Raw genomic sequence first — 25,141 nt, forward strand, 5'->3', positions numbered from 1 at the left:
CGCCGCGCCCCGGCCGACACCCGTACCGCCCGTACCGCCATCGGCCACTCCCCCGGCAGACCCGCCGTCGCCCGGCCCGAAGCCCACGCGGACCGGCCTGTCGGTCCGCGCGTACCGCGGGCCCGAGGGACGCGAACGCCCCGACGGCCCCTCGCTCGTCATGCTCACCCTGCTGATCACCGCGCCGGCGGTGCTGGCCGCCGCCGCGCTCCGCCCCCGTTCGCGCCGCTGATCACACCGCGCGCGCCCCCGCGCCGCGGTTCACCGCCGCACCGCCCGAACGGGCCTGGAACCGCCCGGGAACCGCCACCCGAACCTCCTCCGGAAGGACCCGCCATGCCGCAGTGGTTGGTGCTGGCCATCGCGATGGCCTCCGCCTGCGCCGTCGTCCTCGCCGTCGTCCTGCTCAACCACCGCCGGGTCCCCGAGGACGACGACCCCTCCCAGACCCCCGATGTGCTCGAGTACATGACGATGATGATCGGCGTGGTGTACGCCATCGTCCTGGGCCTCGCGATCGCCGGTGTCTGGGAGGTCCGGGGCGGGGCGCAGGACGACGTCCGCCGCGAGGCCCAGGCACTGCACGAGGTGGCCGAGCGGGCCCAGGTCTACCCGGCGGAGGCCCGCGACCGCATCCGCCGGGACATCGACTCCTATGTGCGCCATGTGGTGACCGAGGAGTGGCCGCACATGAGCGACCACGGCGAACTCACCGACGAGGGGACGAAGCTGCTCGACCGGGTGCGCCGCGATGTGATGGGGCATGTGCCGCGCGACGACCACGAGGGGCAGTCGTACCAGCCGATGGTGGACCAGGTGGCGATCGCCGACGAGGCACGGCACGCCCGGGAGGGCAACGCCGGGTCCACGATGCCGGGGGTGGTGTGGTTCGGACTGGTCACCGGGGCCGTGGTGACCGTCGGGCTGATCCTCACGCTCCAGATCCGCAGAACGGCACGGGAGTTGCTGCTGGCCGGGCTGTTCAGCGCGCTGATCGCGTTTCTGCTCTTTCTCATCTGGGAGTTCGACACGCCGCTGGGCCACAGTACGGACGACGCGACGGCCCCGTTCCGGGCGCTCTTCCCCGACGCCCTCCGCTGACGCCTGTTCCGCTGTTCCGCCGGCGTCCTCTGCCCCCGGACCGTCCGCGCCCCGGCGTCGGCCGGGGGCAGGGTCGGGGGCAGGTCCCAGGACGGGTTCGAGCGCTCGCTCGGCGGCGCGGGCGAGTGACGCGCGATCGGGGTACGCGCCCGGCGGGACGGCCGGCAGCAGGGTGACGTCCGCGACGAGGCCGCGCGCGGCCACCACCCGGCGCAGCGAGGCGAGCAGCGTGTCCTCGCCGACGAAGGCCGGCACGGCGGTGGGGGCGCGGTCGGCGAACCGGTAGCGGATCGCGATCGGCTGGACGGGCACCCGCGCGTCCAGCGCCGCCTGGAAGACGGCGTTGCGGAAGCGGCCCCGGCCCCGGCCGCACCAGGTGGTGCCCTCGGGGAAGGCGACCACGGCCGATCCCCCGCGCAGCGCCTCCGCGACGGCGGCGACGGCCCCGGGCAGGGCTCGCGGCCGGTCGCGGTCGATGAAGAGGGTGCGGGCGCGGGCGGCGAGCCGGCCGAGCACGGGCCAGTCGGCGATCTCGCGCTTGGCGAGCATCCGCCCCGGCCGTACGGCGGCGATCAGCGGTATGTCCAGCCAGGAGACGTGGTTGGCGACCACGAGCACGCCGCCGCGTGGGCGCGCGCCGCCGGTGGTGTCGTGGACACGTATCCGCACCCCGAGGGCCCTGGTGAGCGCCGTGGCCCAGCGCGTGATCAGCCTCTCCCGCAGATCCGGGGCGCAGCGCCGCGCGGGCGGCGCCAGCGCGGCTCCGGCGGCCGCCGTGGCCAGGCCGGCGGCGAGCCGGGCCCACCGCAGCGGCGGGGCCACCCCGGGCACCGCGGCGGGCAGACAGCGGTGGGGCGTGCAGGGCGCGGCGGGCTGCCAGCCCGTCATCGGGCGGTGGGGGCGAGGGAGAGGAAGTGCCGCAGATAGCGCGGGTCGACGCGGTGCAGTGAGAGCAGCACATAGAGGTCGGCCACGCCGAACGCGGGGTCGTACGCGGGCTCCCCGCACACCCAGGCGCCCAGCCGCAGATAGCCGCGCAGCAGCGGGGGCAGGGCGTTGGCCGGTACGGGCGCGGCGTCGCCGCCGGTGCCGGGCGGGGGGCGCCAGGGCAGGCGCGGGGTGACCCGGTACTCCTCCGGGGCGAGGTGTTTGGCGGACACCGTGCGCCAGACGCCGGCGGCGAGCTCGCCGCCGTCCGCCAGGGGCACCGAGCAGCAGCCGGCCACCCAGGTGTGACCGCCGCGGACGAGGTAGCGGGCCAGCCCGGCCCACATCAGGGCTATGACGCCGCCGTCGCGGTGCTCGGGGTGGACGCAGGACCGGCCGACCTCCACGAGGTCGAGCCGGAGGGGCGTGTGCCGGCCGAGGTCGAACTCGTCGTCGGCGTAGCGCCGGCCGAGGGCGGCGGCGCGCTCGGGAGGCAGCAGCCGATAGGTGCCGACCACAGCCCCGCCGGCCCGCTCCCGGACCAGCAGGTGGTCGCAGTGGGCGTCGAAGGCGTCGATGTCGTGCCCCGGCTCCGGGGTGTCGAGCCGGGCGCCCAGCTCCGCGGCGAAGACGTCGTGCCGGAGCCGCTGGGCGGCGCGGATGTCGTCGCGGCCGCGGGCGAGGGAGACGGTGTAGCGGGGCGTCGGGGAGTCGCGGGGCTCGCGTGCGCCGGGGCCGGTACGGGTGCCGGCGGACGGGGTCGCGGCGGACGGGGTCGCGGTGGGTCGGACGACGGGAGGGACTGCGGCGGGAGGGCTGACGAACGCGGTCATGGCGAGGCTCCTGTGCTGACACCGGGCCGGCCGGGGCCGGCGACCGGTGGAGGGGTGGGCCGATCCGGCCGTTCCCCTCCTTCTTCGCGGAGCGGGCTGGACACCGTGTGACCGGTCCGGGGAGCGCGGGTGTGCGGCGGTTGAATGATCGGGGCGCGCGGTGTGGGCGCGTGCCCGGGGCCCGGGGCGCGGGGGCCCCGGGGGCACGCCAACGGCGGCGCTCGCCTCGCGGGCAGCGGCACGGTGAACCAGGGTGGTGCCGTCAGGGCCATCGCCGAGCCGCAGGAGGAGCCCCATGACGAACCACACCTACCGCGTGACCGAGATCGTCGGCTCCTCGCCGAACAGCGTGGACGAAGCCGTCCGCAACGGGATCGCGCGCGCCTCCCGAACTCTGCGGAACCTCGATTGGTTCGAGGTCGTGCAGATCAGGGGGCACCTCGTCGACGGCGAGATCGGCCACTACCAGGTAGGGCTGAAGATCGGTTTCCGGCTGGACGACGCCGACTGAGGGCCGGTCCCCGGTCGTGGCTCTGTTGCACCGCGGTCGCTCACACGGTGCGGGATTCGGCACGCTCGGACCAATACCACTCAATCTGATGGTTTGCCGATCAGCAAAGAGCAGGAGCAACGAGAGGTCCGCACGCTATGGCGTATGAAGCCCTCATTCAGGAACGGCGTTCGCGGCCGGGCGTTCCAGTGCGCTGCCGCTGTCACCCTTGCCGCCGCGGCGCTCTTGGCTCTCGGTGGTCCGGCAACGGCGGCACCCATCACGGGGCCGTCGGTCGAAGCCACCCATCCGCTCTTCGGGGAGACCACCATCAAGCTGCCTGACGTGGACGTCTCCCCGGCCAGCATTCTTCAGCCCACCGGCCCTGGTGGCCTTGTCTCCACCATGCTCACGACGTTCGACATCACCTTCGAGCGGTGATTCCTCGCACCGGCGGGTGAGGTGCGCATGCCCCCGGTGGTGGTCAAGTTCCGCCGGGTCACGGGGTTGTCCCAGTCGTTGGGCCGTGGCCCGCCGCGGACGACGGCAGGCGGAGGCGGCGAAAGGGACTGGTGCGGGCGGGGTTCGCCCTGTGGCGGTGGGGGTCACGCGCGGCTGTGCGTGTAACAGGAATGTATGAGGGGGCGGTCCGAGCGGGACGGTTCGCCAGGCCGGGTGCATCCTGGTGATCGGAAACGCCCGCTCATGCCGACTCGTACCGAGTGGCCGACGCCCCCAACCGACATCGAGGCAGAAACGATGCGCCTTCACCAGCTCACCTTCGCCGCCCTGGCCATCGCCGCGGGTCTCACGCTCACGGCCTGTCAGAGCGGCGACGACGGCAAGGGACACAGCGCTCCGTCGTCCGCGTCCTCCGCGCCTTCCTCGGGCGGTGGTCCGGGCTCCGACGGCTCGGACGCGGGCGGTTCGGATCGGAGCGGCGCGAAGGACTCCGCCGGGAAGACCCCCGCGGGAAAGGGCTCGGCGGGGAAGAGCTCCGACGGGCAGGGCGCGGCCGCCGGGACGGATTCCAAGGACAGCGGCAAGACCGCCAAGTGCCGCACGGACGAGCTGCGGATCACGGCGAAGAACGGCACCATCGACGGTGACCCCGAGGGCACCGTCGTGGTGGAGCTGACCAACCGGGGCGGCCGCGGCTGCGCGATCTCCGGGTACGCGGGCGTCGATCTGAAGACCAACGAGGGGTCGCTGTCCGCGAAGCGCACGGGTGAGCAGGCCCCCTCGACCGTCCTCAAGGCCGGGCAGTCGACAGCCTTCGGCATCACCTACCCGTTGAACGAGTCGGGTGGCTCCGGCGTCCGCGTCACGGGTCTTCTGGTGACCCCGCCGAACGAGACGAAGACGGTCTCCCTCCCCTGGCCGGGAGCCGCCACGTTGCCCGTCACGGACGGCTCCGGCTCCCCGGTGAAGGTCGGCCCGATCGGAAGCGCCGGTCAGGGCGGCTGATCCGTGGGCTCACGCGGTGCGACCGCCACCCGGTGCTTCAGGCGGTCACGTGCTCACACGCCGCAATTCGCGCCTTCGTTCTCCCAACTCTCGAACTGGCCGGGGTCCCAATTCTCGAACTGGCCGGGGTCCGCCTCGACGCTGGTGCTCGAGTCCCACCAGGTCATCGTGAAGGACGTGGTGCAGGTACTGGAGGCGGTCTGCCCGACGATCCATGTGCCGGCCCGCAGGGAGTCGTTCGGGCCGACCGATCCGCTGCCGGACGGTGCGCAGACCACCTCCTCGGCCGACACTTGGCACGTGCCGACCCGCGCACCGTCGCTGTTCCTCACGAAGTCCAGGGTGCCGGTCTGATTGAGGACGCGTGCGCCGTTTTCCGCGTCCAATCGCAAGCGCAGTGAGTTGTCGTACGCGCAGGGGCTGCTCTGCGCACACGTCATTCGCATCGATAGTTGAACCCTGGTACCCGGCGGGACGGAACCGGCGTTCGGCAGTTGCCAACCAGTGGCCGCGAATGCGGTTCCTTGGGACAGCGCCAGCAGGGCGGCGCCGGCCATGGCCACCACCGCCGACCCGCGTCCCGTCCCCCTCATGGAGCCACGCACGACATCCCCCTCCTCCGGGCGAACTCCCGCATCCGGGAGCATTACCAGCAAACCGCCATTCAGCACCTCGGAACAGATGCTGAGCCCACAATCCACCCGCACGAGTCAATGTGCGCAGATCGCCCCGTGCGCTCGACACCGGCGAGGGTGGGCGCCCATGCCCCCAGCGGGGACAGGGCGGCTTGCTCATGGCCCACGCCGCACTGCGGCGGGACCCCCCGTTCAGTCGTCCTTGGGGACGCGGGCGGACTCCGGGGACTGCGTGTCCAGGGGGACCGACCAGGACCTCACCAGGCCCAGTTGGACTCCCTGGCGGGGCAGGGCCGCCTCCAGGAGCCAGTCCGCGGCGACGCGGACGCGATTGCCGGGCATGGCCATGAGGTGGTAGCCGCGGGTGACCGCGCCCGCGGCGGGGCCGGCGAGCGGGAGGCCCAGGGGGTTCGCCGCGGCCTGGACGCCGCCGAGGTCCACCGTGAAGCCGAGGTCGCGGTGGCGGTAGGCGCGGCGGGAGCCGCGGCCGAACGACGCGGCCACATTGTGGGCGGCCGTCCTGCCCTGGCGCTGCGCGTGCTGGGCGGTCATCGGCGTCAGCTCGCCCGGCCGCTCCAGGTCGGGCACCGCCGCGGCGTCGCCGCAGGCGAAGATCTCGGGGTGGCCGGGGACGTTCAGATACTCGTCCACCACCAGCCGGCCGCGCTCGGTGGGCAGGCCGAGGGACGACACCAGCGGGTCGGGGCGCACCCCCACGCACCAGATCAGCGATCGCGTGGCCACGAAGTCGCCGTTGTCGAGCAGCACTCCGTCCCGGGTCGCCTCCTTGACGGAGGTCTCGGTGAGGATCTCCACCCCGCGGCCGCGCAGGACGCGGTCGGCCGTGTCGGAGAGGCGCCGGTCGAGCTCGGGCAGGACGCGCGGGGCGATGTCGACCAGCAGCCAGCGGGGTCGTACGCCCGCCTCGCGCAGATTGGCGCTCCGCCGGATCAGCGCGTCGGTGAGCAGCTTTCCGTGGGCGGCCACCTCGGTGCCGGTGTAGCCGGCGCCGACCACGACGAAGGTGCAGCGGGCGGCGCGCTCCTCGGGGTCGTGAGCCGTGTCGGCCAGTTCCATCTGACGAATGACGTGATCGCGGTGGTAGAGCGCTTCCGGCATGCCGCGGAAGCCATGGGCGTTCTCGGCGACGCCGGGTATCGGCAGCAGCTTGTTGACGCTGCCGACGGCCAGGACGAGGCGGTCGTAGCCGAGTTCGCCGCGGTTGCCCTCGGGGTCGGTGTACGAGAGCCGGCGGGCCGTGGGGTCGACGGTCTCGACGTCGCCGAGCACCAGGCGCACCCGGGGCAGGGTGCCGGTGAGGGAGACGGTGACCCGCCGCGGTTCGAGCACCCCGGCGGCCACTTCCGGCAGCAGGGGCAGATAGAGGAAGTAGTCGTGTGGGTTGACCAGCACGATCTCGGCGGCGCCTCGGGCGGTCCGGGACAGTGTTCGAGCGGCGTGGTAGCCGGCGAATCCGGCTCCGACAATGACGATACGGGCTCGGCTCACGTTCCCTCGCTCCTCGCTGAGAGTGTCGGCGGACGGCTGATCCTTCGTGATTCCCCCGTGGTGCCGCGCGGTTCCGCTTGATTCCCCCGTGGTTCCCCGTGCTTTTCCCGTCGTTCTCCCCCGTGGTGCCCCCTGGTGCACCGGTGAGTGCGGGTGCCCTGCGCCACCGGCGGCAAACCTCCACGGTGCGGCTCGGAGCCGAGGAGCGTGGAGCGCTACGCTCACCACGTGGTGGAGAAAGTGCCCGCGGCCTTCGAACGCGGTACGGACGGCCCGAAAGTCATCGTCGCCGGAGTCGACGGCTCCGACACCTCCTGGCGCGCGGTCGCCTACGCCGCCGGGCTGGCCCGGCGGCAGAACGCCCTGCTCGCGGTGGTCTATGTGCAGCCGGTGGTCGCGGCCGGCACCGCGCTGGGGGCGCCGGTGCCGGAGGCGACGGAGGAGGTGGCCCAGGAGCTGCTGGCCGAGATCCGGGCGGCGGCCGACAAGCTGCGCGGAGTGTTCGACGTGCGCTGGGAGTTCCACACGCTGCGCGGCGACCCGTACTCCGGCCTCGTCTCGGCGGCGGACGACCTCAAGGCCGACGCGGTGGTCGTCGGGGCCTCCGAGCGGGCGGGGCACCGGATCATCGGCTCGGTGGCGGTGCGGCTGGTGAAGGCGGGCCGCTGGCCGGTCACGGTCGTTCCGTGACCCGCGTACGCAGGACGCAGTCCCCGCACAGCCCGCCGCCCGGCACCCGGTAGTAGAGGCAGCAGCTGCGCCGTACGAAGCCGGGCCGGCCGCCGGATGCCGACACCGTGCCCGTCCCCCGCAGCAGCGGATCGGTGAACAGGGCCCGCGCCAGCGCGCCGGCCCGGTCGGCCGCCTCCCCCGCCGCGGCGGCTCCCGGAGTCCCGGCCGGAGCGCCGACCGACGCCCCGGCCGAAGCCCCGCCGGAAGCCCCGGCCGTACGGGCCCAGCCGTGCAGCACGCCCACCGTTCCGGCCAGCGCGGAGCCCGCGTTGCCCCACAGCACCCGCTCGGACACTCCGCTCGCCGCCCTGCTCGCCCGGACCAGCGGCACCAGGTGGCCGTGGAGCACGGTGGCCGCGAGCCGTGCCGCGGTGTCGCCGGGCACGGCCGTGGGGCGCGGGTCGGGGAGCCGGAGGTCGGCCGGCGCGGGGCGGTCCGGGTGCCACCACAGCCGGCCGGGGCCGAGGTCGGGCACGTGCCCGGTCAGCACGGCGGCGCCGAGGGCGACGGACCAGAGCCGGGCGGCCAGGCCCTGAAAGGCGATGGAGGCGGCGACACGGGGCTCCGCGGTGCCGAGCCGGGCGGCGACGTCGGCGATCCGGGCACGCCAGGGGGAGCCCGGGTCGGTGCGGTGCGCCTCGGTGAGCGGCAGGCCGCTCTCCCCGTGGACAAGGCCCTCCGGGCCCGTGGGGTCGAGGGCCGGGCCGGTCGCCACGGCGAAGAACGACCCCACGGCGGCGAGGGCACCCAGGCCCAGGGGCTCGTCCCCCGCCAGCACGTGGGGGTCGTCCCCCGGCCGGCGGGGCCCGTCCCCCGGCAAGCGAGGGTCGTCGCGCACGGTCACGTCACGGCTGCCGGAACGCGTCCAGGATGCGCTGCGCGGCGAGCGTCGCCGTCAGCGTGCCGGCCCGCACCTCGTCCTCCAGCGCCGGCGTGAGCCGCCGCACCTCCGGGTGGTCGCGCAGCTGTCCGAGCAGTTGGTCGTGGACCATCGACCAGGTCCAGTCGACCTGCTGGGCGCGCCGCTTCTCGTCGAGCGCCCCACGCGCCGTCAGGACCGAGCGGTGCCGCTCGATCCGCTCCCAGATCTCCTCCAGCCCGCGGCCCTCGCGGGCGCTGCAGGTGAGCACGGGCGGGTTCCAGGGGGCGTCCGGCGGCTGGAGGAGCCGCAGCGCGCCGGAGAGTTCGCGGGCGGCGGACCGGGCGTCGCGCTCGTGCGGGCCGTCGGCCTTGTTGATGGCGACGACGTCGGCCAGCTCCAGCACGCCCTTCTTGATGCCCTGGAGCTGGTCGCCGGTGCGGGCCAGGGAGAGCAGCAGGAAGGAGTCGACCATGTTGGCGACGGCGGTCTCGGACTGGCCCACGCCGACGGTCTCGACCAGCACCACGTCGTAGCCGGCCGCCTCCATCACCACCATCGTCTCGCGCGTGGCGCGGGCGACGCCGCCGAGCGTGCCGGCGCTGGGCGAGGGCCGGACGAAGGCGTTCGGGTCGACGGCGAGCCGCTCCATCCGGGTCTTGTCGCCCAGGATGGAGCCGCCGGTGCGGGTGGAGGAGGGGTCGACGGCGAGCACGGCCACCTTGTGGCCGAGCCCGGTGAGCAGGGTGCCGAGGGCGTCGATGAAGGTCGACTTGCCGACTCCCGGCACCCCGCTGATGCCGACCCGCCGGGCCCTGCCGGTGTGCGGCAGCAGCTCGATCAGCAGCCGCTGGGCGAGGTCCCGGTGGTCGGCCCGGGTGGACTCGACGAGCGTGATCGCCTGGGCGATCCGCGCCCGCGAGCCGTCGAGCACCCCTTTGGCGTAGTCGTCGATGTCGATGGTGCGGCGCATGGGCGGCAGCGGCTCACAGGTCGTGGCCGAGGGCCGTGGCGAGGGTCCTCAGCAGGTCGTGTGCGGCGTCGGGGATGACCGTGCCGGGCGGGAAGACGGCGGCGGCCCCCATGTCGAGCAGGGTCGCCACGTCCTGCGGCGGGATGACGCCGCCCACCACCACGGTGATGTCCTCCCGACCCTGCTCGGCGAGTTGCTCGCGGAGCGCCGGCACCAGCGTGAGGTGGCCGGCGGCGAGCGAGGAGACGCCGACGATGTGCACATCGGCCTCCACCGCCTGCCGGGCGACCTCCTCCGGGGTCTGGAACAGGGGGCCGACGTCGACGTCGAAGCCGAGGTCGGCGAAGGCCGTGGCAATCACCTTCTGGCCGCGGTCGTGGCCGTCCTGGCCCATCTTGGCGACCAGGATGCGCGGGCGCCGGCCCTCGGCCCGCTCGAACGCCTCCACCAGCGCGCGGGTGCGCTCCACCCCGGAGGACGGCCCCGCCTCTTCTCGGTACACACCGGAGATCGTACGGATCTGCCCGGAGTGGCGCCCGTACACCTTCTCGAGAGCGTCCGAGATCTCGCCCACGGTGGCCTTGGCGCGGGCGGCGTCGACGGCGAGGGCGAGCAGATTGCCCTCCAGCCCGTCGCCGCCCCCGCCGCCCGGGCCGGCCTCGGCGGCGCGGGTGAGGGCGTGCAGCGCGGCCCGGCAGGCGTCCTCGTCGCGCTCGGCGCGCAGCCGCCGCAGCTTCTCGATCTGCTGGGCGCGCACCGAGGAGTTGTCGACCTTGAGAACGTCGATCTTCTCGTCGCTGTCGACCCGGTACTTGTTGACGCCGATGACGGGCTGGCGGCCGGAGTCGATACGGGCCTGGGTGCGGGCCGCGGCCTCCTCGACGCGCAGCTTGGGGATGCCCGCGTCGATGGCCTGGGCCATGCCGCCGGCGGCCTCGACCTCCTCGATGTGCTGCCAGGCCCGGCGCGCCAGGTCGTAAGTGAGCTTCTCGACGTACGCGCTGCCGCCCCAGGGGTCGATGGTGCGGCAGGTGCCGGACTCCTGCTGGAGGAGCAGCTGGGTGTTGCGGGCGATGCGGGCGGAGAAGTCGGTGGGCAGGGCCAGCGCCTCGTCGAGGGCGTTGGTGTGCAGGGACTGGGTGTGCCCCTGGGTGGCGGCCATGGCCTCGACGCAGGTGCGCGTCACGTTGTTGAAGACGTCCTGGGCGGTCAGCGACCAGCCGGAGGTCTGCGAGTGGGTGCGCAGCGAGAGCGACTTGGCGTTCTTCGGGTCGAACTGCTTGACGAGCTTGGCCCAGAGCAGCCGGGCGGCCCGCAGCTTGGCGATCTCCATGAAGAAGTTCATGCCGATCGCCCAGAAGAACGACAGGCGGGGCGCGAAGGCGTCCACGTCCAGGCCGGCGCCGAGGCCGGCGCGCAGGTACTCGACGCCGTCGGCGAGGGTGTACGCGAGCTCCAGGTCGGCCGTGGCCCCGGCTTCCTGGATGTGGTAGCCGGAGATGGAGATGGAGTTGTAGCGGGGCATCCTCCGCGAGGTGTACGAGAAGATGTCGGAGATGATCCGCATGGAGGGCCGGGGCGGATAGATGTAGGTGTTGCGGACCATGAACTCCTTCAGAATGTCGTTCTGAATGGTTCCGGCCAGCTTCTCCGGCGGCACGCCCTGTTCCTCGGCGGCGACGATGTAGAGCGCGAGCACGGGCAGCACGGCGCCGTTCATCGTCATCGACACGCTCATCCGGTCCAGCGGGATGCCGTCGAAGAGCTGCCGCATGTCGTAGATGGAGTCGATGGCGACGCCCGCCATGCCCACGTCGCCGGTGACGCGGGGGTGGTCGCTGTCGTAGCCGCGGTGGGTGGGCAGGTCGAAGGCGACCGACAGGCCCTTCTGGCCGGCCGCGAGGTTGCGCCGGTAGAAGGCGTTGGACTCCTCGGCGGTGGAGAAGCCCGCGTACTGGCGGATGGTCCACGGCTGGTTGACGTACATGGTGGGGTACGGGCCGCGCAGATAGGGCGCGACGCCGGGGTAGGTGCCGAGGAAGTCCACCCCGGCCAGGTCCTCGGCGGTGTACAGCGGCTTGACGCCGATGCCCTCCGGGGTCTCCCACACCAGGTCGGCCGCGTCCTTGCCGGTGGCCTCCTGGAGGGCCGCCCGCCACTGGTCGGCGGTCACCTGCCCCGCGTCGGCCGGGCCGAGGTCGACCTCGGAGAAGTCCGGGATCGGGTTCCGCTGTCCCGTGCTGCCCCGCATCACGCCACTCCCATGTCGTCGAGGGCCGAGGTGAGGACCGCGACGGCGTCGCAGCCCGCGGCGACGAACTCGTCCACCCCGGCACGTAGATAGGCTTCCCGCCGCTCGCCGGGGCGACCCGCGAGATAGACCCGGCGGGCGCCGGCGGCCTTCAGCGCCGCCGCGACGGCCTCGGCCTGTTCGGCGTAGAGGGCGTCGCTGGAGCACAGGCAGGCCACGGTGGCGCCGCTGCGGGTGAAGGCCTCGCCCGCCGTGGCGGCGTCGACCGTCACCGGGTCGTGCACCGGTTCGATGCCGCCGGCCTGGAAGAGGTTGGCGGCGAAGGTGGCGCGGGCCGTGTGCGCGGCGGCCGGGCCGAGCGCCGCGAGGAAGGCCCGGGGGCGGGCACCGGTGGCCGCCAGATGGGCGTCGGAGCGGGCGCGCAGGGCCTCGTACGCCTCGTCCCGGCGGACCCGGGGCAGCGCGCGGCTCCGGCCCGGGGCCCCGGTCGCGGCGGAGGCCGGGGCGGCGGCGCCGTCGGCCGAGGAGGCCGAGGAGGCCGGGGCAGCAGGGGCGGCCGAAGCGGCAGGGCCCGTGGGGGCCGGCTCGCGCACCACGGGGGCCTCGGCGAGGTGCGGGAACTCGCTGACGCCGGTGATGGGTTCGCGGCGGTGGGCCAGGGCGTCGGAGCGCCGGGCCCAGGTCTGCGCCAGCGTGTCGTGGACGAGTCCGGAGCGCAGGGCTGCGGCCTGTCCGCCGGCCCGTTCGATCTCCTGGAACCAGGCCCACGCGGCGTGGGCCAGCTCGTCGGTGAGGCGTTCGAGGTAGTACGAGCCGCCGGCGGGGTCGATGACCCGGGCCAGGTGCGACTCCTCCAGCAGCACCGACTGGGTGTTGCGGGCGATGCGCCGGGCGAAGGCGTCGGGGAGGCCGATGGCGCTGTCGAACGGCAGGACGGTGATGGCGTCGGCGCCGCCCACGCCGGCGGCGAGACAGGCCACCGTGGTCCTGAGCATGTTCACCCAGGGGTCGCGGCGGGTCATCATGACGGTCGAGGTCGCCGCGTGCTGGCGCTGGGCGCGCGCCTCCGGGGCGGCGCCGGAGACCTCGGCGACCCGGGACCAGAGCCGGCGGGCGGCGCGCAGGGTGGCGATGGTGAGGAACTGGTCGGCGGTGGCCGCGTAGCGGAACTCCAGCTGGGCGCAGGCCGCGTCGACGCTCAGCCCGGCCGCGGTCAGCTCGCGCAGATAGGCGACGCCGGTGGCCAGGGAGCAGCCGAGCTCCTGGGCGGGCGAGGCGCCGGCCTCGTGGTAGGGCAGCGCGTCGACGGTCAGGGCGCGCAGCCCGGAGTGGTCGCGGTCGCAGCGGGCCGCGAGCCGGGCGGCTGCGGCGAGGTGGCCGGTGAGGCTCTCGTCGTCCCCGGTGCGGGCGAGGACGGCGAGCGGGTCGGCGCCGAGGTTGCCGAGCGCGGCCTGCGGGGGCACGTCGCGCCGCTCGTACAGCCGCAGCAGTTCCTCGGCGGCGGCGGCGAATTCGGCGCCCGCGTCGAGGACCACCGGGGCGAGGTCGAGGTAGACGCCGCGCAGGGCGTCGGGCAGGGCCGCGACGGGCAGCCCGGCCCCGCCGACGGAGAGCCAGAGGGAGGTGACGCCGTTCTCGAGGTCGGCGAGCGCGGCCTCGTTGGTCCGCGCGGCGTCGGGGTGGGCGTGGTGCTGGCGCACGTCCCAGCCGGACACGGTGGTGCCCTGGGGGCGTCCGGCGCGCAGATACGGGGGGAAGCCCGGGTATCCGGCGTCCGTGGCGCCGTCCTCGGCGGTGTACAGCGGACGGGCGGTGATGCCGTCCTGGAGTTCGGTGGCGAGAGCGTCCTCGGCCGCGGTGCCCGAGATCCCTTCCCTGCCCGCCTTGCGCAGCACGCCTTCCACGAGGTGCTGCCAGCGGTCACGGGTGGCGTCGGGGAACTCGGCGGCCAGGCGGAGCTCGTCGGGCTGGACCGTCATGGGGGAAGGTTAGGGGAGGCGGGCGCTTCCGCAGGAGGGCACACGGCTGTGACCTTGGCCTCTCTCCGGTCGGGGCCGTGCCGCCGCTTCCCGGTCGGGGCGCGCCCCCGCACCGCCGCCGGGGCCGCGCCCCCGCGCCGCCCGTGTCACTTCAGCAGGCGGGACAGGCGGCGGTCGGCGAGCGGCTTCCCGCCGGTCTGGCAGGTGGGGCAGTACTGGAGCGCGGAGTCGCTGAAGGACACCTCGCGAATGGTGTCGCCGCACACCCCGCACCGCTCCCCCGCCCGCCCGTGCACCCGCAGTCCCGCCTTCTTCTCCGCCTTGAGGTCGCCGGCCGCCAGCCCGCGGGAGCGCTCGACCGCCTCCCGGAGGGTGGCGCGCAGCGCCTCGTACAGGGCGGTCGTGTCCTCCTCGGTGAGGCTGTCGGCGAGGCGGAACGGCGACATGCGCGCGGCGTGCAGGATCTCGTCGGAGTAGGCGTTGCCGATGCCCGCGATCACGCTCTGGTCCCGGAGCAGTCCCTTGATCCGGTGCCGTTGGCCGTGCAGCAGCGCGCGGAACGCCTCGGGGGTGAAGTCCGGTGCGAGCGGGTCGGGGCCCAGCCGGGCGATGCCGGGGACGTCGGCCGGGTCGGTGACGCAGTACACGGCGAGCCGCTTCTGGGTGCCGGCCTCCGTCAGGTCGAAGCCGGCGCCGGCCCCGGGGTCGGCGCCCGGCGGCTCGGTGAGCGTCACCCGCAGGGCCAGCGGCCCCTTGCCGGGGCGCGGCGGCGCGCTCGGGGCCCGCCACTGCCAGCGCAGCCAGCCGGCCCGCGCCAGATGGGTCACGAGGTGGGGCCCGCCCTCGGTCGCGAGGTCCAGGAACTTGCCGTGGCGGGCCACGGCGGTGACGGTCCGGCCCTCGAGCGCGGTGGGCGGCGGGTCGTAGGTCTTGAGGACGCTGATCGAGACCGGGATCACCCGCTCGATCTCCCGGCCGACCAGGTGTTCCCGAAGGAACCCGGCGAGGGCCTCGACCTCCGGCAGCTCCGGCATGCGCCCAGTGTGCCGCAGCGGCTCGAAGCCGGCGCGGCGACGGCGCGCGGGTGATGCCCGGTCCCCACCCCCGCGCTTCCGTACGCGGAGCAAGTGGAGCATTCGTAGGGCAATATGCAGTAACTTTCCTTGACTGTCCCATATGTCATATAGACATCCTGGTCGTCCCGATGTGGCTGGGCACGGGCGAACAGGGAGCGGACATGCGCAAGGGCGTCCACGCGGCGGGCCGGGGTGCCCGCGCGGCACTGATCTGGCTGCTGGCGGGCGCCGCCGCGGCCTGCACGGCGGGGCCGGCCGGGGCGCCGGGCACCACGGGGTCACCGGCCACCTCGCCGGCCGCCGCCCCGGCCGGCCGGCGCGGCTTCACCCTGGTGGCCTCCGGGGACGTGCTCCCCCACGCCTCGGTGATCCGCCAGGCGCGGCGGGACGCGGCGGACGCGAGCGGGCCCGGTGAACCGGGTGGCCCCGACGGCCCGGGCGATGCCGCGGAACCGGACGGTTCCGGCGGCCCGGACGGCTCCGGCGGCCCCGGCGGCCCCGGCGGCCCGGACGGCTCCGGCGATCCGGGCGGGCGGGCCGGCGCCGGCTCGGGCGACCACGACTTCCGGCGCATGTTCGCCGGGGTACGACCCATCGTCTCCGGCGCCGACCTGGCGATCTGTCATATGGAGACGGTGTACGGGCCCGACGGCGGCCCCTTCACCGGCTACCCGGCCTTCCGCTCGCCGCCCCAGGTCGCCGAGGCGCTGCGGGCCACCGGCTACGACTCCTGCTCCACCGCCTCCAACCACACCCTGGACGCCGGGGCGGCCGGGGTGCGCCGCACCCTCGACGCCATGGACCGGGCCGGGCTGCGCCATGTCGGCTCCGCCCGCAGCGCCGAGGAGGCCCGCCGGCCGGCGCTGCTGCGCGCGGGGGGCGCCCGGGTGGCCCAGCTGGCCTACACCTATGACACCAACGGCATCCCGCTGCCGCCGGGCAAGCCCTGGTCGGTGAACCTCATCGACGAGCGGCGGATCGTCGCCGACGCCCGCGCCGCCCGCAGGGCCGGCGCCGATGTCGTGGTGGTCAGCATGCACTGGGGCACCGAATGGCAGGAGGAGCCGGACGAGCAGCAGCGGACGCTCGCCGACCGGCTCACCCGCTCCCACAGCCGCGGCCGGCCCGATATCGACCTGATCATCGGCACCCACAACCACGTCCCGCAGGCGTACGAGAAGGTCAACGGCACCTGGGTGGTGTACGGGCTCGGCGATCAGCTCGCCGGCCGGATGCGGGACCCGCGCGGCAGCGAGGGCACCATCGCCCGCTTCGCCTTCGAGCCGCCCGAGCGGCCGGGCCGGCGCTGGCGGGTCACCCGGGCGGAGTTCGTGCCCCAGCTCTGCGACGAGGAGGGCTTCCGGGTGCTCGACCTCAACGCCGCGCTCCGGCGCGAGCCCGACCGCGCCGACTGGGCGCGCCGCCGGGACCGCATCCGGGACGCGGTGCTCTCCCGGGGCGCCGCCGCCGACGGGCTCACCATGGCCACGGACGGGCCATGACCGGCCGCCGCGCGGAGCGGCGCCTTTCGCCCGGCCCGCCCCTCCGCCATCATGAGCCGCCGTCAGCCCTCGACGGACTCGACGGAGAGGACACAGCATGGCCGGGCTCCGGGTGGGACAGGGCGTACTGCGCCGCAAGCCGATCGAGCACATCGAGGAACCGGAGGGCGCCAGGACCGAGCAGCTGACCCGGACCCTCGGGCTCTGGCAGCTGACCGCGATCGGCGTCGGCGGCATCATCGGCGCCGGGATCTTCACCCTGGCGGGCACGGTGGCCAATGGCACCGCGGGCCCCGCGGTCCTGGTGTCGTTCCTCATCGCCGGGGTCGCCAGCGCCGCCGCCGCGCTGAGCTACGCCGAGTTCGCCGGCCTGATCCCCAAGGCCGGTTCGGCCTACACCTACGGCTACGCCGTGCTGGGCGAGCTGGCCGGCTGGTTCATCGGCTGGGACCTGCTGCTGGAGTACACGGCGATCGTGGCCGTGGTGGCCATCGGCATCTCCGGCTACTTCAACTTCCTGCTCGGCGAGATGGGGGCGGAGCTGCCCGCCTGGATGCTGGGCGCGCCGGGCACGGGCGAGGGCCACCGGGTCGATCTGTTCGCGGCGGTGCTCTGTCTGTTCGTGGCGTATCTGCTGACCCTCGGCATCAGGAACGCCGCGCGGTTCGAGACCGTGGTGGTGGTGCTGAAGGTCCTGGTGGTGCTGCTGGTCATCGGCGTCGGCGTGTTCCACATCCGGTCCGACCACTACACGCCGTTCTTCCCGTACGGGGTCGGGGGCGCGTTCACCGGGGCGGCCACGGTCTTTTTCGCCGTCTTCGGCAATGACGCAACCGGGTTAACCTGGAGTGGATATGCCGAGCACCGTCCTGACCAGCACGAACTTGATCGAAGAGCCCTCGCGTGAGGGCTGGAGCCCCGAGGAGCTGCAAGAGCTAGCCCAGTGGAAGCTGATGCAGCAGTCCCTACCGGCCGATGCCCCGAGGGGGCTCCTGTCCATCCGGCTGAGCATCTTCAAGGACGAGACGACTTCCCCCATCCGCCAGGAACTCGACCTGTGGGCCACTGCCCAGCAGAAGGGCGTAAGGGTTGTAGGCGTCGCGTCCGATATTAACGTCTCAGCCACGAAGGTTCCGCCGTGGCAGCGCAAGAGGCTCGGTTACTGGATTAACGATCTTGCCCCCGAGTTCGACGTAATCCTCTTCTGGAAGCTCGATCGATTCATCAGGCATATATACGACCTGCACCTGATGATCGAGTGGTCCAAAGAGTTCAACAAGAACCTGATATCCAAGGTTGAAGAACTCGACTTCTCCACCACTCTCGGTCAGATGATGGTGACCATGATTGCGGGTATGGCCCGCATCGAGGCAGAGAACCTTGGGATTCGCCTTACTTCTCTCTGGCAGTACACCAGGACCACCACTAAGTGGCTCATCGGCAAGCCCGTCTACGGGTACAGGACGGAAAAGTCTGACGACCCCGCCAACCCTCACAAGGTGTTGGTCATCAATCCAGACGAGGCGCGGATCATCAGGTATGTGTACGTCCGACGGGTGAAGCACCACCGCTCCTACAACTACATCTGCGACATCCTCAACCGAGCGGGAATTAGGACCGCCCGGGGAGCTAAATGGACTGTCGCCTCCCTGGTGCGGATCATGCGCAACCCGGCCCTTACCGGGGTGCGGGTCATCTCCTCTGGGAAGCGGGGAGGGAACAAGCCTCCGCAGATCGTGTACAGCGACAAGACCGGGGAGCCCATCAAGGTTGCCGAGGCCATCCTTGAGCCGGATGAGTTTCAGAAGCTCATTGAGGCCGACCTGACCATCACCAGGAAAAAGCCCAACCGGAACAACAAGGCAACCCATTACCTTGGCTCTATAAAGTGTGGCTACTGCAAGCGCAACATGACTGCGCACCGCGGCAAGAGGAAGCTCGCCAAGGGTGGGTACAGTGAACACAACAAGGTTCGCTGCATCAACACCCAGCTTCACAAATGTGACGTTCGACCGTCCGTGGATGCCAAGGAAGTCTATCGAGACCTTGAGACTTCCGTACTCAAGCAGATAGGCGACTACCCGGTGGTAGAGCGGGTCTACGTCCAGGGCCAGGACAATGCGAAGAAGCGCAAGGAACTGCAAGAGTCCATCGAGTTCTACATGAAGGCCCTGGAGCCTGGAGGCAAGTTCTCCGTTGGAGGCTTCCTTCAGAAGACAGCGGAAGAGACCCTTGTAAAGTTGAGCGAACAGCTTGCAGACGTGCCGGAGGAGTCGGCCCAGAACAGGTGGGAAACCAAGACGCTTGAGGGCACCTATCGCCAGCGCTGGATTCTCGGCGGTCGAGAGAAGATGGAAGAAGATCTTCTGCGCGGCGGCATAACCTTCGAGGTCTACACGGATCACTTCGTTCTTGCGATCCCCGAGGACGTGAAGCAGCAACTCATCATCAAGAAGAACTACTTCGACGAATCAAGACTCAAGGAGAAGGTGAAGGGCCAGGTGCCGGCCCTGACCTAGCCCACAAACACGGAAAGACCCCAGTCGCCGCGACTGGGGTCTTTCCGTATCAGTCTTCATCGGACGGATAGGTGACGTCGTCGATGACCGTTCGGGTTCCGTCCTTCCCTACAAGGACAGTGATCACACGCATACAGTGTCACATCCCAACTTCGCGCGGACGTAAAACCCCCTCACCGGAGGGGGTCTCCCTTACAGAGCAACCGTACCACGAGTGTCACATCCCAACTTGAGGGGGTGAACTAACCCCCGGCGGAGCCCCGGCCAGCACCTCGTGGGGGAACGAAAAGTGCTGGCCGGAGCGGCAAGGGGGCACCGGCGGGGCGGTCAGATGAAGAAAGACCACCCTCCGCCGGGAGCGGTGAGCGTGTTTCCGTCAGGGCTCAGCGTCACGGACATGTGGTGAAGGGGGAAGCGGTTTCGCTCCTCCCACTTCCGCCTGACCCGCTCAAGGTCATCCCAGAGGCGGCGCCGACCGCTCTGGTGAACCGTGCCGGTCTTGTCTCCCTCAGCCCGCGCCCATGATCCGTCGGCGGACAGGAGCCAGACGATCCGCCCGCCCTTGTCGTCAGCCGCCGCCCGCGTCTCCGTTCCCGGGGTGTCCAGCTCAAACAGCCACGTGAGGGCCCACTCCTGCCACAGGTGCGGAATCGGGCCATCTGTGGCCCGCACATCGTCCCCCTCGGCTTCTCGGGCGGCGGCAAACACGGTGTCGAGCCTAGGCGGGTAGTCAGCTCCCTGCCGCGTCTCCATGAACGTGGCCGAGTCGGGCTCGACGTTCCCCCGGGCAACGCCGTCTTCGCCCATCTCCGCAGTGACCAGAAGAGCGGTGTTGGCGATGGTCGTGACGAGCCTCCCACCCGGGCGGAGAGCCCGGAGCCATGTTTCCGGTACGGGCCGTACTCCAACCGTCGCCATGATGCCGTCGTAGTCTCCGCCCGGAATCGGGCCGGTGGCATCGATGGCCTCCACATGAGGGGTGCGGCCGAACTCGGCCAGACGCGAGCGCCCCGCTTTGACAAGGTAGGAGTCCACATCCACGCTCGTCACGTTCTCGTCACCGAGACGCCGCCCTGCGAGCGCGGCGGAGTACCCGGAGCCGAAGCCCACGTCCAGGTACGCCTGGCCCGGCTTGAGGTGTAGCCGGTGGAGCATCGACACGACGAGTCCAGGGAGCGTGGACGATGATGTCGGGCTTCCGGTCCCCCTCTCGTCCGGCTGGGCGTGATCGGCGTGCAACGGCCCTACGCGAGTGATCAAGGTCTTGTCGCTGAAGGCCGCCTTCAGGTGTGCCGGCGACCCCGACGTGGGCGCGATCAGTTCCCATTCCTCGGCCGGGCTGTTGGGGACGCGCTCCCACCATCGCGGGATCAACAGGTGTCGGGGGGTGTTGCTCACGGCGTCGTGCCACTCCGGAGCTTCGACGGTCACCTTGTCGGCCAGGGCTTTCGCGGCTTCGGTCCAGTCGGCATCGGTCATTCAGCTTCTCCCTGTAGTGCGTCGGCCATGGCCTCTACCAGTGGAACGTTCGCCTTTACGGCGATCCAGTGCCATTGGCCGTTCGGGTTGATCTCCAGGAACTTCCACTGCCCCTTGGGGGTGACAACGAAGTCGAGCGCGCCGAAGAAGAGCCCCAGCTCCTTCATGAGCCGCCGGACGCCGTTCTCGACCTCCAGGGGTATGGGCACGCGCTCGTAGGTGAGTGAGCGGTAGTCGGTGCGCCAGTCGAGTTTGGCGGCTTCGCTGCCGGCGTAGATGGCGACTGGGAACATGCGCCCGCCGATGACCGTGAGGCGGACTTCGAACGCCTTCTCAACGTTTTCCTGGAACAGATGCGCGGTTCCAGTAACCCCGTCGTCCAGCTCCTTCGCAGAGACGAGGGAGACGGGCAGGAACTTCCGCTCTCCGTTCGGGCCGAGTACGCCGCCGCCCAGCCCTTTGTAGATCACTACGTCTTTCCCCATGAATTCCCGGGCGTGATCGAGGTCGGAGGTGATGACGGTGCGGGGGGTGTCCAGTCCGGCGCGGGCGGCCACGGCAAGTTGCCGCGGCTTGTAGTTCGCGGCCGAGTCGTGGGCCGGGTGGTTGATCCACCGGACGGGCAAAGAGCTGAGTACACCGAGCACTCCGGATCGTGCTTCCGATACGGCGAGTGCTCGGGCGAGGCTGGGCCAGGCTTCCGGCGTCACGAACTCGTTCGGGCGGCGCCACCATACGGACTTGATGGTTTCCAGGCGGAGGGTGCGGGAACCGGCGACGAGGGAACCCGCCCAGCCGTCCCCCGTGAGGGAGACGGCCAGACGGGAAGTGGTGGGGAAGTCGGCCGTGTCGTACCGGACGACGTTCTCACCACGCTTCGCCAGTTCCTCAACCACAGCATCGGCCGTCAGGTCGTCCCGGCCCGTGAGGATGAGGATGGTTCGCATGTCAGTACAGGTCGGTTCCGCTGTCGGAGCCCGGCCCCTTGCCGTCGCCGTTGCTGGTCTCGGTCTGCGTCTCCGGCTTGTTCCCGGCCTCCGCGTGCCACGGGTTGCCCTGGGCCCCGACGTTGAGCTGAAGTGACTCGCTGAACGTGATCACCGGTGCCTCCGACGTGTTCGGGGGCGGCGAGGTCAGGTGCCGACATCCGAACGGGACGGCCGGCGCGGTAGCAGTGCTCATGCTTTGTACCTCCGTGTTGTCGGTTCAAGCGAGCTTGCGGTGTGCACCCGTCCGGCCGCCGACGGCCACAAGGGCGGACGGGCGTGGTTCCCGCCCCTAGCGGGGTGCAAGGCGATGGGCAAGGGGCGCATCACCCAGGGGGTCACCCGGTAAGGGCGGAGATTGGGGCCTTCCGACTGCCCCCCGTACAGCCGGAAGGGAGGGCCCGCCCCGGCGGAACGGACCTCAACCGTGTACCGGGGCGGGGGTCGGCCTGCCCCTCCGTCAAGGAGGGATAAGCGCCCTGGGGGGGATTAGGCGCCGACAGAGGGGCAGGGGTCTAGGAGGTTCGCTAGGCGTGTTTGCGCTTGACGTGTCGCGCCCGTGCGTTCCGAATCTTGACCAGGTCGGCAGTGCTTCCGCGCGCCTTTTGCTTGGCTTCGGCGTCGTCGAAGATCCCGCAAACCGTGCACGGCTCGTCGTCGTGCTCCTGGCGCCTTTTCGTCATGGTGGTGTCCACCCTTCGGGCAGGATCTCGGTACCGGCGGGCAGGCTTCCCGGGGGGTCCATGAGGAGCTCTTCGCGCTTGGTGCGCTCGTAGCGCAGGTGACGCGTCTCGGAGGTGTGCTTACGCATCCAGTCCGTGACCTCGCCCTCCGTGCTGAGCCATTCAGACTCGGCGCCGCAGTCTTGAGTCAGCATGAAGCCCACGGACGGGCAGGGGCCCGGAACGGAGGTCACGCACTTCACCCTTCGGTCCTCATCCCGGCACCGCCGCAGGGTGAAGTCCAGGAAGCGGAGTAAGGTCCGGGTCACCGGCTCTCCTCCTTGTGCCAGTTGGCGAGGTGGCGCTTGACCCGGGCCTGGGCCAAGATCAGGGCCGTTTCGTTACCCGACTCTGCCGCTTCTTTGAGGTCCCGGCCGTAATCGGCGCACCCACAGCAGAGGGGCCCCGGGGCGGGGTTGGGGTTCGTCGTCCACTGCCCATGGGTGACCGCAGAGAGGGACTGGAAAGAATAGGGGAAAGAGGACACTAGTCCACGCTCCGGGGGCTGAGACCGAGCGTCCGACGCTCCGCGCCGGTGGCCACACGGACGTGGTCCTTGTGCGCCTGCCACACGGCCGGCGTCCCACAGGTGTTCTTCAGGGTGTACCACTTTCCGTCGAAGGCGTGGGATACGCCGATGCGCTCCGTTTGCTCGTCCATCAAGAGGGCACCGACCCGGTAGCCGTCCCACAGGGTCGCCGGCGTGGGCCCGAGCTGCGTGTCTGCGAGCCACGCAGCGCCCACCATGGGGTTGTCGGCGACCGGGAGGCGCGGGGGCTCCCGCCCTTCGGGGGGAACGTGCATGACGGACACGATCACTCCTCTCCGTAGCGCTCTCACCACCGGGTGGTTCAGGGTGGCTTACACCTGGGCACTCTTCAACCTGTAGGTTTGGAACGAAAGGTTGGGTGAACGAGCCTTGAACCGTAAGGAGTTGGACCCCGACTCCTCGCCGAACGCGGCCTACGGGGCGCGTTTGCGCAGCTTGCGCGACTCGCGCGGCTGGACTCAGGAGGACCTGGCCACCCTCATGGAATATTCCAGCGTGCATATTTCGGCGGTTGAAACTGGTCGGAAGTCTCCAACTCTCCGCTTCTCGCGTAGCGCAGACGAAGCCTTTGGCCTCACAGACACGACGGATTCGTTCGAGCGCCAGTACCGCAAGATCAACCTCGGTGCCCTGCTGGAGGGGTTCCCCGAGTACGTCAAGTACGAAGGCCGGGCCGTCGAGATCCGGCTGTACGAGATCGGGATCATCCCGGGCCTGCTGCAAACTCCGGACTACGCACGGGTGTTGGCGGACAGCGCAGTGCGCCGCGGCGCCATCACGCCCGAACAAGCGGATGAACGAGTCTCGTTCCTCGCGAAGCGCCAGGCGGCCCTGGTGAGACCTCACCCACCCATGGTGTTTGTGACCATGGATGAGAGCTGCATCCGTCGTACTGTCGGTGGGGCAGTCGTCATGGACACCCAGTTGGCGCGTCTGGTTGAGTTCGCACAGTTGCCGAACACGCTGCTACAGGTGGCGCCGTACGACATAGGCGAGCGTCGAACTTTTGACCTGCCCGTCAATCTCTTGACCTTGCCAGACCGGTCCGTCATCTGCTACGCCGAGTCTCAGGCCCACGGGAACTTGGACCGAGAGCCCACGTCCGTAGTGCCCATGCTGACGGCCTACCATCAGCTACAGGCCGAGTCGTTGTCCCAGGCCGCGTCTGTGGCCATGATCGAACAGGTACGAAAGGGCACGTTGTGACGACCGAATCTCCCCGCTGGTTTAAGTCCTCCTACAGCAACAACGGCGGCAACTGCATTGAAATTGCCACCAACCTTGTGGTCGCGCACGGTGTCATCCCTGTCCGTGACAGCAAGGACCCCAACGGCCCGGAGCTGCGCTTCACGCCTGACGCCTGGCGCTCGTTCGTGGCCACCGTCAAGCACTCACCAGATATGGGCGTGTAACCTCTGGTCGGCCTTGCCCGTCTTGTGGGATCGAGGCCGAAGGCCCCCGTCTGCTGCGAGCAGACCGGGGCCCGACGTTTGTTGGACACGGCGAAGGCCCCCTCCCCGCTGGGAGGGGGCCTTCGAGCAGCAAGATCACTTCTTCTTGTTGGCGTCCTCGTACTTCTTCAGGAAGTCAGGTGAGGCATACAGTCGAGCGTGCTTGTCCAGCGCCTCGCCCTTGAGCTTCCTCTCATACGCCTCGTTGACCCAGGAGGGGATGCGGCCCTGGGCGGACAGGGGCAGGGACGGGTTCGTGAGCGTCGCGGCCCAGGCCCTCACGTCCGCGGCCAGAGGGTCGGACGACATCCCGCTCTTCTTCCCGGAGACCGGCCTAGCCGTGAGCGAGGGAACGGCGGGGCGCGCAACGTCGATCTCGTACTCCTCAAGGGCATCGAGGAGGGCCTGCCGGCTCTTGCTGTACGCCTCTTCCAGCTCGGTGAGGCGCTTCACCTTTTCGAGGTCATCGACCTCGCCCTCGTAGGTGTCTCCCTCGACAGTGAGCCTGACAACCTGCACGATTTCCACGAGCGCTCCAAGGGACGGGACGGGCCGCAGTCTAAAATGTCACAACCCAACTGGCGGCCTAGCTTACCGACCGAAGGTGAAGCTCCACAACCGTGCCGTGATCCAAGTGCACGATGCGATGAACCCCAGCAGACCTGATGAGCTTCGAGCAGTCCTTACAGGCCGATCGGGTTATGTAGATCGTGGAGCCTTGGCATGACGCCCAGTCGGCATAGAGAAGTGCATTCGCCTCGGCATGTGTTTCAACACAGTCCTCGTATGAGGAGCCGGAGGGAACTTCCGAGAGGCAACGCGCGCATTCTCCAGCGCCACACGACGGGCCGCCTGGATACGATCCGTTGTATCCCGTAGACACGATTCGCCGGTCAGAACCGACCACCAGAGCTCCAACACGGCATCGGAGACAGTCACCTCGCGCAGCAACCGCCGTAGCGATTCCGAGGAAGTAAGTATCCCAGTCTGGGCGCGCATCAAGATCCTTCACTTAGGGTCCTGGAAGAACGTCACAAGGTCCGCTGGGCTCGCCAATTCGGCGAGACTTTTTCCACGATTGCAGGTGGTGCAGGTCGGAG

25 protein-coding genes and 3 pseudogenes are annotated in these 25,141 nt (G+C 70.9%); 11 read left to right on the forward strand and 17 right to left on the reverse strand.

The genetic code is table 11. From position 1 onward, the window contains the following. Together ACSNOD_RS00440 and ACSNOD_RS00445 are read left to right on the forward strand one after the other, a co-directional pair. Positions 1 to 232: pseudogene (locus tag ACSNOD_RS00440) on the forward strand (hypothetical protein); the annotation flags it as partial. Between the two features lie 104 nt (positions 233 to 336). After that, on the forward strand, positions 337 to 1,101 hold the full coding sequence (locus tag ACSNOD_RS00445) for a DUF4239 domain-containing protein (protein WP_436764649.1): 765 nt from the start codon (positions 337 to 339) through the stop codon (positions 1,099 to 1,101). A gap of 348 nt (positions 1,102 to 1,449) precedes the next feature. On the opposite strand, the pseudogene ACSNOD_RS00450 reads toward ACSNOD_RS00445, so the two are convergent. Continuing rightward, positions 1,450 to 1,989: pseudogene (locus tag ACSNOD_RS00450) on the reverse strand (lysophospholipid acyltransferase family protein); the annotation flags it as partial. Continuing rightward, positions 1,986 to 2,861, reverse strand: a complete 876-nt coding sequence (locus ACSNOD_RS00455) for a GNAT family N-acetyltransferase (RefSeq protein WP_436764650.1) — start codon at positions 2,859 to 2,861, stop codon at positions 1,986 to 1,988. The pseudogene ACSNOD_RS00450 and the gene ACSNOD_RS00455, both read right to left, overlap by 4 nt. A 295-nt stretch (positions 2,862 to 3,156) precedes the next feature. On the opposite strand from ACSNOD_RS00455, the gene ACSNOD_RS00460 reads away from it, so the two are divergent. The 3 genes from ACSNOD_RS00460 (at position 3,157) to ACSNOD_RS00470 (ending at position 4,818) form a co-directional block, all read left to right on the forward strand. Further along, complete coding sequence (locus tag ACSNOD_RS00460; protein ID WP_436764651.1) at positions 3,157 to 3,372, forward strand: dodecin; 216 nt, start codon at positions 3,157 to 3,159, stop codon at positions 3,370 to 3,372. A 144-nt stretch (positions 3,373 to 3,516) separates the two neighbouring features. Next, positions 3,517 to 3,792 (forward strand): hypothetical protein, encoded by a 276-nt coding sequence (locus ACSNOD_RS00465; RefSeq protein ID WP_436764652.1) that lies wholly within the window; start codon positions 3,517 to 3,519, stop codon positions 3,790 to 3,792. Between the two features lie 318 nt (positions 3,793 to 4,110). Then, on the forward strand, positions 4,111 to 4,818 hold the full coding sequence (locus ACSNOD_RS00470; RefSeq protein WP_436764653.1) for a DUF4232 domain-containing protein: 708 nt from the start codon (positions 4,111 to 4,113) through the stop codon (positions 4,816 to 4,818). A 53-nt stretch (positions 4,819 to 4,871) separates the two neighbouring features. Here ACSNOD_RS00470 and ACSNOD_RS00475 read toward each other — a convergent pair whose 3' ends face one another. Both ACSNOD_RS00475 and ACSNOD_RS00480 read right to left on the reverse strand, forming a co-directional pair. Further along, positions 4,872 to 5,423, reverse strand: coding sequence for a hypothetical protein (locus tag ACSNOD_RS00475; protein ID WP_436764654.1), 552 nt, complete (start codon positions 5,421 to 5,423; stop codon positions 4,872 to 4,874). A 222-nt stretch (positions 5,424 to 5,645) separates the two neighbouring features. Beyond that, on the reverse strand, positions 5,646 to 6,962 hold the full coding sequence (locus ACSNOD_RS00480) for an NAD(P)/FAD-dependent oxidoreductase (protein ID WP_436764655.1): 1,317 nt from the start codon (positions 6,960 to 6,962) through the stop codon (positions 5,646 to 5,648). 228 nt (positions 6,963 to 7,190) lie between these two features. Between ACSNOD_RS00480 and ACSNOD_RS00485 the strand changes: the two genes are divergently transcribed. Further along, positions 7,191 to 7,652, forward strand: a complete 462-nt coding sequence (locus ACSNOD_RS00485) for a universal stress protein (protein WP_436764656.1) — start codon at positions 7,191 to 7,193, stop codon at positions 7,650 to 7,652. Here the strand turns inward: ACSNOD_RS00485 and ACSNOD_RS00490 are convergent. From ACSNOD_RS00490 to ACSNOD_RS00510, 5 genes are all read right to left on the reverse strand, one after another. Further along, a complete protein-coding gene (locus ACSNOD_RS00490) occupies positions 7,636 to 8,532 on the reverse strand; it encodes a (2Fe-2S)-binding protein (protein ID WP_436764657.1) in 897 nt (298 codons plus the stop codon). The two genes, ACSNOD_RS00485 and ACSNOD_RS00490, sit on opposite strands and share 17 nt — an antisense overlap. Before the next feature lie 7 nt (positions 8,533 to 8,539). Continuing rightward, positions 8,540 to 9,526, reverse strand: a complete 987-nt coding sequence (meaB, locus tag ACSNOD_RS00495; RefSeq protein ID WP_436764658.1) for a methylmalonyl Co-A mutase-associated GTPase MeaB — start codon at positions 9,524 to 9,526, stop codon at positions 8,540 to 8,542. Between the two features lie 13 nt (positions 9,527 to 9,539). Then, positions 9,540 to 11,777: a methylmalonyl-CoA mutase gene (scpA, locus tag ACSNOD_RS00500; protein WP_436764659.1), complete on the reverse strand. Its 2,238-nt coding sequence runs from the start codon at positions 11,775 to 11,777 to the stop codon at positions 9,540 to 9,542. Continuing rightward, entirely contained in the window at positions 11,777 to 13,756 is a 1,980-nt protein-coding gene (locus tag ACSNOD_RS00505; protein WP_436764660.1) for a methylmalonyl-CoA mutase family protein, read from the reverse strand. Before ACSNOD_RS00505 ends, scpA begins: the two co-directional genes overlap by 1 nt. 146 nt (positions 13,757 to 13,902) lie before the next feature. Then, complete coding sequence (locus ACSNOD_RS00510) at positions 13,903 to 14,790, reverse strand: Fpg/Nei family DNA glycosylase (RefSeq protein WP_436764661.1); 888 nt, start codon at positions 14,788 to 14,790, stop codon at positions 13,903 to 13,905. Between the two features lie 203 nt (positions 14,791 to 14,993). Here ACSNOD_RS00510 and ACSNOD_RS00515 point away from each other — a divergent pair, with 203 nt between their 5' ends. The 3 genes and pseudogenes from ACSNOD_RS00515 to ACSNOD_RS00525 all read left to right on the forward strand — a co-directional run bounded on the left by ACSNOD_RS00515 (position 14,994) and on the right by ACSNOD_RS00525 (position 18,853). Beyond that, a complete protein-coding gene (locus tag ACSNOD_RS00515; protein WP_436764662.1) occupies positions 14,994 to 16,334 on the forward strand; it encodes a CapA family protein in 1,341 nt (446 codons plus the stop codon). A 97-nt stretch (positions 16,335 to 16,431) separates the two neighbouring features. Then, positions 16,432 to 17,166: pseudogene (locus ACSNOD_RS00520) on the forward strand (amino acid permease); the annotation flags it as partial. A 22-nt stretch (positions 17,167 to 17,188) separates the two neighbouring features. After that, on the forward strand, positions 17,189 to 18,853 hold the full coding sequence (locus tag ACSNOD_RS00525; RefSeq protein ID WP_436764663.1) for a recombinase family protein: 1,665 nt from the start codon (positions 17,189 to 17,191) through the stop codon (positions 18,851 to 18,853). Positions 18,854 to 19,180: 327 nt separating this feature from the next. Here the strand turns inward: ACSNOD_RS00525 and ACSNOD_RS00530 are convergent, their stop codons facing one another. The 6 genes from ACSNOD_RS00530 to ACSNOD_RS00555 form a co-directional block, all read right to left on the reverse strand. Then, positions 19,181 to 20,332, reverse strand: a complete 1,152-nt coding sequence (locus ACSNOD_RS00530) for a methyltransferase domain-containing protein (protein WP_436764664.1) — start codon at positions 20,330 to 20,332, stop codon at positions 19,181 to 19,183. After that, positions 20,329 to 21,279: an ATP-grasp ribosomal peptide maturase gene (gene tgmB, locus ACSNOD_RS00535; RefSeq protein WP_436764665.1), complete on the reverse strand. Its 951-nt coding sequence runs from the start codon at positions 21,277 to 21,279 to the stop codon at positions 20,329 to 20,331. The genes ACSNOD_RS00530 and tgmB overlap by 4 nt, the downstream gene beginning before the upstream one ends. Position 21,280: 1 nt before the next feature. Further along, positions 21,281 to 21,514 (reverse strand): hypothetical protein, encoded by a 234-nt coding sequence (locus ACSNOD_RS00540; protein WP_436764666.1) that lies wholly within the window; start codon positions 21,512 to 21,514, stop codon positions 21,281 to 21,283. 331 nt (positions 21,515 to 21,845) lie between these two features. Next, positions 21,846 to 22,013: a hypothetical protein gene (locus tag ACSNOD_RS00545; protein ID WP_436764667.1), complete on the reverse strand. Its 168-nt coding sequence runs from the start codon at positions 22,011 to 22,013 to the stop codon at positions 21,846 to 21,848. Further along, positions 21,998 to 22,309 (reverse strand): DUF7848 domain-containing protein, encoded by a 312-nt coding sequence (locus ACSNOD_RS00550; RefSeq protein ID WP_436764668.1) that lies wholly within the window; start codon positions 22,307 to 22,309, stop codon positions 21,998 to 22,000. The genes ACSNOD_RS00545 and ACSNOD_RS00550 overlap by 16 nt, the downstream gene beginning before the upstream one ends. A gap of 217 nt (positions 22,310 to 22,526) precedes the next feature. Next, positions 22,527 to 22,853 carry a hypothetical protein gene (locus tag ACSNOD_RS00555; RefSeq protein WP_436764669.1) on the reverse strand — a complete coding sequence of 109 codons (327 nt, stop codon included), beginning with the start codon at positions 22,851 to 22,853 and terminating at the stop codon, positions 22,527 to 22,529. Between the two features lie 106 nt (positions 22,854 to 22,959). Between ACSNOD_RS00555 and ACSNOD_RS00560 the strand changes: the two genes are divergently transcribed. Further along, positions 22,960 to 23,796 (forward strand): helix-turn-helix domain-containing protein, encoded by an 837-nt coding sequence (locus ACSNOD_RS00560; protein ID WP_436764670.1) that lies wholly within the window; start codon positions 22,960 to 22,962, stop codon positions 23,794 to 23,796. Continuing rightward, positions 23,793 to 24,002: a DUF397 domain-containing protein gene (locus ACSNOD_RS00565; RefSeq protein ID WP_436764671.1), complete on the forward strand. Its 210-nt coding sequence runs from the start codon at positions 23,793 to 23,795 to the stop codon at positions 24,000 to 24,002. The genes ACSNOD_RS00560 and ACSNOD_RS00565 overlap by 4 nt, the downstream gene beginning before the upstream one ends. A gap of 135 nt (positions 24,003 to 24,137) precedes the next feature. On the opposite strand, the gene ACSNOD_RS00570 is transcribed toward ACSNOD_RS00565, so the two are convergent. Next, complete coding sequence (locus tag ACSNOD_RS00570) at positions 24,138 to 24,569, reverse strand: hypothetical protein (protein WP_436764672.1); 432 nt, start codon at positions 24,567 to 24,569, stop codon at positions 24,138 to 24,140. A 58-nt stretch (positions 24,570 to 24,627) separates the two neighbouring features. Beyond that, positions 24,628 to 25,053 (reverse strand): deoxycytidylate deaminase, encoded by a 426-nt coding sequence (locus ACSNOD_RS00575; RefSeq protein WP_436764673.1) that lies wholly within the window; start codon positions 25,051 to 25,053, stop codon positions 24,628 to 24,630. Positions 25,054 to 25,141 lie beyond the last annotated feature (88 nt).

Origin of the sequence: Streptomyces sp. URMC 123 (genome assembly GCF_051386515.1) — a bacterium.
Classification (GTDB): domain Bacteria; phylum Actinomycetota; class Actinomycetes; order Streptomycetales; family Streptomycetaceae; genus Streptomyces.